Raw genomic sequence first — 6164 nt, 5'->3', positions numbered from 1 at the left:
GAATCTGACGAGATTGATTTAATCTCAATCGCTCCGGTCATAAGACCATCGCGTTTATACTCACTCGTTGTTCAGTTTTCAAAGATCAAAACTTCGTTTCGTTACCACTCAGTGTTTCAGCAGCAACTCTTATAATATATCATGTTCACTTCTTAATTGCAAGTTTTTTTTAATTTTCTTTTTTGCTTGCCGGCGCCTTATCAGCGGCCGGATTTATAATGTACCACGTCAGTACTTTTTTAACAAGTTGAAAAATATTCCATTTCGTTGCGCCTTATAAGTCGCCTTATAACACGGAACTCAAATTGAGTTTGTAACTATAATGTTCTGCTGTCCCCTCCCTGCCAGCTAAATAATATATGAAGTTAGGAATTCGTTCTTTGGGAATTTCGACTCCATCATGTACCCTACTATACAATCAGCCGCGATCACTCGCGGCCGCGCAATACATATAAGCTGGGAATCGATAATCGCTTAGAAACCGCGCTCCCTTCTTCTAGCTACACCTGAAGCATAGGCTGCCTGAACCACGGCTTCTTTTACCTTTTCTGCTACATGGGGGTTAAAGACACTAGGGATAATATATTGCTCGTTCAGCTCATCCTCCCCGACAACGGAAGCAATGGCCTTGGCGGCAGCAATCTTCATCTCCTCCGTCACCCTGGAGGCCCGGCAATCGAGCACGCCGCGGAACAATCCCGGAAAACAAAGGACGTTGTTTATTTGGTTCGGATAATCTGATCTTCCGGTAGCGATCACCCGGACGATCCCTTCGGCTTCCTCCGGCGCAATCTCCGGGGTTGGGTTGGCCATCGCGAAGACGATCGGATCGGGAGCCATTTTGCCGATATCCCCACGACTTAAAACTCCGGGACCCGACACACCGATAAAAATGTCAGCATCCACAATCACGTCCGATAAGGTTCCCGACTCTTTGTCCGGATTCGTATGCTCGGCGTACCAACGCCAGGCGTCATGTGTATACTCGTTCCCTCGAACGATAGCACCCTCCCGATCCACCCCCACGATCCGCGTAACGCCGGCAGCTTGAAGGATCTTGGTACAGGCGATGCCGGCAGCGCCGATGCCGCAAAGGACGATTTTGCAATCCTCAAGTCTCTTTCCGACCAATTTCACTGCATTATAAAGGCCCGCCAGCAGCACGACAGCCGTCCCATGCTGGTCGTCGTGAAACACGGGGATGTCCAGCTCCTCGATCAGCCGCCTCTCGATTTCAAAGCAGCGCGGAGACGAAATGTCCTCCAAATTGATGCCTCCAAACGCGGGAGCAATCCGTTTGATCGTCGCGATGATTTCCTCCGTATCCTGCGAGTCCAGACAGATGGGAAAGGCATCCACCCCCGCGAGCTGCTTGAACAGCATCGCTTTTCCCTCCATCACGGGCATGGCGGCGAGTGGGCCGATATTCCCGAGTCCAAGCACGGCGCTCCCGTCCGACACCACCGCAACCGTGTTGCGTTTGATGGTAAGGGTATGGGCACGGGACGGGTCCTCATGAATCGCCATACATACGCTGGCAACGCCGGGTGTATAGACACGGGACAGATCATCCCGGGATTTGATGGCCATTTTCGGCGTCACTTCGATTTTGCCTCCCAGATGCATCAGGAAGGTCTGGTCGGAAACCTGCAAAACCTTCACGCCGGGCAGCTTATTCAGCACCTGGACAATTAAATCCTTCGCCCCCGTGTCCGTAATGTTAACCGTCAGGTCCCGGATCGTCGTTACTTTACCGGTACCGCTGACATCAATAGCTACAATATCTCCTCCTGAATCGCCGATAGCCATGGCAATTCTTCCAAACGCTGCCGAGGCCTTGTCCATTTCCACCCGGACGATGATATTCGTGCTCCCTGATTTAGGCACAGCCATGCCTTCCACTCTCCTCCGTCAAATTTCGACCCTAAGGCCGTGCCTGGCAAACGCCTCTTTCATCGCTGTTGTGGCCGCCGCTTCGTCAGGACCGTAAATTTCAAGCTGATACTGTTCCCGGCTCAACAGCGAAAAGCTCAACCCGAGGATGCTCTTGGCATCGATCGCCCGGCCACCGGCCTTAAGCACGATGCTGGATGTAAACCGGTTAGCCGTCTGATTTATATCCACAATCGCCTTGGTCTCCAAACCACCCATGTGTTGACCTCCGTTCTTTATCTTTGTGGGGTACTTGCACCTGCATCGGTCCGGGATTCATGCATCTGACGGTAATGCTGCAGCAGTCTGCCTCCCAGGACAATCCCAACGGCGAGTACCAGTGGAATAACCGTGTGAAACGCATGAGGCAAGGCATCCGTGATATTGGCCAGCCTCTTCTCTTTTAGAATCATTTCACCCGACGTGTACCCGAGAAGAGCAACGCCAACAATAACGATAACCGGAAAACGGCTCATTAGAGTCATCAGCAGTCTGCTGCCCCAAATAATCAACGGAATGCTGACGGCAAGTCCAAGGGCAATTAAGAGATAATTTCCTGACGCCGCTCCAGCCACAGCCACTACATTATCAAGGCTCATCACCAAGTCGGCGATCATAATCGTTTTAATGGCTTTTGCGAGGCGGGTGCTTGCTTCAAGCTTTCCCCCTTCGGCTTCACCCTGCATGAGTTTAAGCGCAATCCAGAGCAACAGGATGCCTCCTGCCAATTGAACAAAAGGTATCTGCAGCAGCCAAACGGCGGCAATGGTCAGTACGAAGCGAAGCACAATCGCACCGAAGCTGCCGAAGAAGACCGCTTTCTTTCTCTGTTCGGGCGGCAGGTTTTTGCAGGCGAGAGCGATAACGACAGCGTTATCGCCGCTCAGCACAATATTAATGACGATAATTTTTAATAGACCTAGAAGTAACCACTCCATATCCATAAGTGCCGTTTCCTTTCCTAGCCTTCCTCATTAACAAGAACTCTCCTGCCTTTCAGCTTCAGGATTAACGGAATCGTAATCCACAGCAGTCCAATGATCAGAAACACAAGGGAGACCGGCTTCTGGAGGAAGATCATAAAATCACCGTTGGAAATCGTCAGTGCGCGCCGCATGTTATTTTCCATCATGGGTCCAAGAATAAGTCCCAGGACGAGGGGAGCGAGCGGAAAGTCGTTTTTGGACAATACATAACCGACCACGCCGCAGCCCATAATTAAGAGAAGATCGAACGTCGAATACTGAACGGCGTACACTCCGAAGACCGAAAAGACAATAATTAAAGGGATCAAATACTTGGCAGGCGTCTCGATTACCTTGGCGAACAGCTTGACGAGCGGCATGTTGAGAATCAGCAGCATCAGGTTGCCGACAAACATACTGGCTATAACGCCCCAGGCCAGCTGGGGATGATCCTGAAACAGCAATGGGCCCGGCTGCACATTGTACATAATGAAGGCACCCATCAAAATGGCCGTCGTACCGGAAGACGGAATCCCAAGACTGAGCAGTGGAATCATGGCCCCGCCGGAAGCCGCATTATTGGCCGATTCGGGCGACGCTACGCCTTCGATGGCGCCTTTCCCGAATTTCTCGGGATGCTTGCTGATCTTTTTTTCTACAATATATGCAAAAAAGGACGCGAGAATGGCTCCTGCTCCTGGCAGCAGACCGATAAAGAAGCCAAGAATAGAACCGCGCGCGATCGGTGCGGCGCTATCCTTCATATCCTGCTTCGTTGGCAGAATGCGGTTGATTTTTGCGATTTCTCCGTCGTTATGGTCCCGTTCCAAAATGGTTTTGAACACTTCACCCACCGCGAACATGCCGACTGCGATCGTCAAAAATTCCAGCCCCTGATAAAGCTCCGGAATCCCGAAGGTAAACCGCTCTACGCCGGATACGCTGTCGATCCCGATCGTCGCCAGAAGCAGGCCGAGTGCCGTCATCATCAGCGCCTTGACCATCGATTTGCCGGCCAGGCCGCTGATCGCAAGGAGTCCGAGCACCATCAGCGAAAAGTATTCGGCGGGACCAAATTTGATCGCAACAGCCGATAATGGGCGGGCCAGGAAGATGAGTCCAACCAAAGAGATAATGCCTGCGGCAAACGAACCGATGGCCGATATCGCGAGCGCCGCACCCGCCCGTCCCTGCTTCGCCATTTGATATCCATCCAGAGTCGTGACGACAGACGAGGACTCGCCCGGCGTATTGAGCAGAATGGATGTCGTGGACCCGCCGTACATGGCGCCGTAATATACGCCAGCCAGCAGAATAATGGAACTTGTAGCCGCTTCTTCCGGACTCAGGCCCGATGTCATGGTTGCGGTAATCGGAATCAGCAGCGCCACGCCGCTCATCGGACCGATGCCTGGCAGCACGCCAACGACGGTGCCGATCAAGACGCCAAAAAATACAAAGACCAGATTATGCCACTGCATTGCCGTCCCAAGCCCATGCAGCAAATATTCAACGGTGCTCATTGTTTAACCCCCTAGAATAAGACTAACCAAGATGGAAAACCGGGCAGGGTACCATCCAGCACGTTGACATACAGATAATACACACCGTAAGAAAAGCAAGCGGAGATCACGGCCGATATCCAGATCCGGCCCCGCTGCATCGTTTGAAAGCCGATCATCAGGAACAGGAACGTTGAAATAACGAATCCGATATCCTCCAGGAAAAGGGCGTACAGCACGGCGGCCGTAAAAATAATACCGAAACGCTTGTAATCGAGCTTTTCCCGATTTTGCTGCTTCTGCTGCCTGCGGAAGGTTTCATATATCAGCCTGATGCTCATCAGCGAAAGAAATGCGCCGAGAAACATCGGAAAGATGTTCGCGCCGACGTTGCTGCCATAGGCGCTTGTCGATATGCTGGTGCTTCCGATGACAAAAGCGATGCCGATCGCACAAAATACGATGCCGGCATAGCGGTCAAATGAATGATTCATAGTCTTCACGCCTCCTCTTCAGGCAGGGAAAAAGGAAGTAAAGGAAGTCCCCATCCCTTTCCCTGCCCCTGCATGGCCTAAGCCGTTACTTCTGCATGCCGAGTGCCGTCAGCATTTCTTTCAGCTGATCATTTTGTTGAGCCAGGAAAGCCTTGAAATCGTCGCTGTTCTTATAATCGCTTTCCCAGTTGTTCGCCGTCATCTCGGTCGCCCACTCTTTCGTCTCGGTCATTTTTTGGATGGCCTGATCCCAATAGCTCTTCGCTTCATCGCTCATTTCCTTGGGTCCGAATATCCCCCGCCAAATGAGGAATTCCGCGTCAATTCCCTGCTCCTTCATCGTCGGCACGTCTTTTAAGCTTCCTCCCAGACGTTCAGGTGCGGCCACGCCGAGCACTTTGATTTTTCCGGCCTTTAAATACTGGTCAAGCGACGAGGCATCCGTACCCAGTACATCGGCGTTGCCGCCAAGCAGTGCGGTAATGGCTTCGCCGCCCCCGTCGTAAGAAACGTACTTGACGCTCTTGGGGTCAATCCCGTACTTGAATGCCGGCAGAATGGATACGAGATGATCCATAGAGCCGGGAGCCGATCCGCCGGCGATCGTGAACTTGGTCGGATCGGCTTTCAAATCATCGAGCAGCGACTTCAGATCGTTGTATTTCGAGTCAACCGCTACGGCAATGGCGCCATAGTCCTTCGTCAGCTGAGCCAGCGGCGTCGTATCCTGATATCCATATGGCGAATTGCCCTCCTTTTTTAAATTGTTGATCAGGATCGGCGGAGAGTTGACAAACAATTTGTAGTCATCCTTCTTGTCCTTGGTCGCGTACTCGGCCATAAACACGGCGCCGCCTCCGCCCGGTTTATTTTCAACCGTAATAGCTTTGCTGACAGCCTTTGTCTCGGTCAATACTTTCGCAATGGTACGGGCCGTCATATCCCATCCCCCGCCCGCACCCGATGGGGCCACGAGTGTTAACGCTTTGTCGGGATAATTGGATTTTTTGGCTGAAGTGCCCTCTTTTGCTGCTCCCCCGTTGGCACAAGCCGCCAAACTAAGCGCCAGAATGGCCGCAGGTATCACTTTCCAGGTTTTGCTCATCATTTTTTTATTCATCTGGATACCCCTTTCGAAAAGTTCATCTACACCCTTATCAACTTGGTGTCATCGCAATGTATGCGCTTTCTTTTTGTGGTTCTCAGCATATCACCCGCGGCAGCTTTAGCAAATGTTAAGCACATAAGATCTAAAAACACGATTATGGGCA

Annotated in this window: 6 protein-coding genes; all 6 read right to left on the bottom strand. The window is 51.8% G+C overall.

Annotated elements, in window-relative coordinates; translation table 11 throughout:
- Positions 1-474: 474 nt before the first annotated feature.
- A complete protein-coding gene (locus tag ABID47_RS26305; protein ID WP_089548614.1) occupies positions 475-1893 on the bottom strand; it encodes an NAD-dependent malic enzyme in 1419 nt (472 codons plus the stop codon).
- Between the two features lie 18 nt (positions 1894-1911).
- A complete protein-coding gene (locus tag ABID47_RS26300; protein ID WP_145163979.1) occupies positions 1912-2151 on the bottom strand; it encodes an HPr family phosphocarrier protein in 240 nt (79 codons plus the stop codon).
- 17 nt (positions 2152-2168) lie between these two features.
- Positions 2169-2870, bottom strand: a complete 702-nt coding sequence (locus ABID47_RS26295; protein WP_435530670.1) for a TerC family protein — start codon at positions 2868-2870, stop codon at positions 2169-2171.
- Between the two features lie 23 nt (positions 2871-2893).
- Entirely contained in the window at positions 2894-4420 is a 1527-nt protein-coding gene (locus tag ABID47_RS26290; RefSeq protein WP_354501196.1) for a tripartite tricarboxylate transporter permease, read from the bottom strand.
- A gap of 11 nt (positions 4421-4431) precedes the next feature.
- Entirely contained in the window at positions 4432-4893 is a 462-nt protein-coding gene (locus ABID47_RS26285) for a tripartite tricarboxylate transporter TctB family protein (RefSeq protein ID WP_116233929.1), read from the bottom strand.
- A gap of 85 nt (positions 4894-4978) precedes the next feature.
- Positions 4979-6013 (bottom strand): tripartite tricarboxylate transporter substrate binding protein, encoded by a 1035-nt coding sequence (locus tag ABID47_RS26280; protein ID WP_354501194.1) that lies wholly within the window; start codon positions 6011-6013, stop codon positions 4979-4981.
- Positions 6014-6164 lie beyond the last annotated feature (151 nt).

The organism is Paenibacillus favisporus (genome assembly GCF_040545415.1).
GTDB classification, from domain to species: domain Bacteria; phylum Bacillota; class Bacilli; order Paenibacillales; family Paenibacillaceae; genus Paenibacillus_AQ; species Paenibacillus_AQ favisporus.
The sequence above is the reverse complement of the archived record's forward strand: the minus strand, read 5'-3'. Positions and strand labels throughout refer to the sequence as shown.

Excerpts from the sequence above, each read along its gene's own strand:
- ABID47_RS26295 (WP_435530670.1), bottom strand. The coding sequence starts at position 2,870 with ATGGAGTGGTTACTTCTAGGTCTATTAAAAATTATCGTCATTAATATT.
- ABID47_RS26285 (WP_116233929.1), bottom strand. The coding sequence starts at position 4,893 with ATGAATCATTCATTTGACCGCTATGCCGGCATCGTATTTTGTGCGATC.
- ABID47_RS26290 (WP_354501196.1), bottom strand. The coding sequence starts at position 4,420 with ATGAGCACCGTTGAATATTTGCTGCATGGGCTTGGGACGGCAATGCAG.
- ABID47_RS26305 (WP_089548614.1), bottom strand. The coding sequence starts at position 1,893 with ATGGCTGTGCCTAAATCAGGGAGCACGAATATCATCGTCCGGGTGGAA.
- ABID47_RS26280 (WP_354501194.1), bottom strand. The coding sequence starts at position 6,013 with ATGAATAAAAAAATGATGAGCAAAACCTGGAAAGTGATACCTGCGGCC.
- ABID47_RS26300 (WP_145163979.1), bottom strand. The coding sequence starts at position 2,151 with ATGGGTGGTTTGGAGACCAAGGCGATTGTGGATATAAATCAGACGGCT.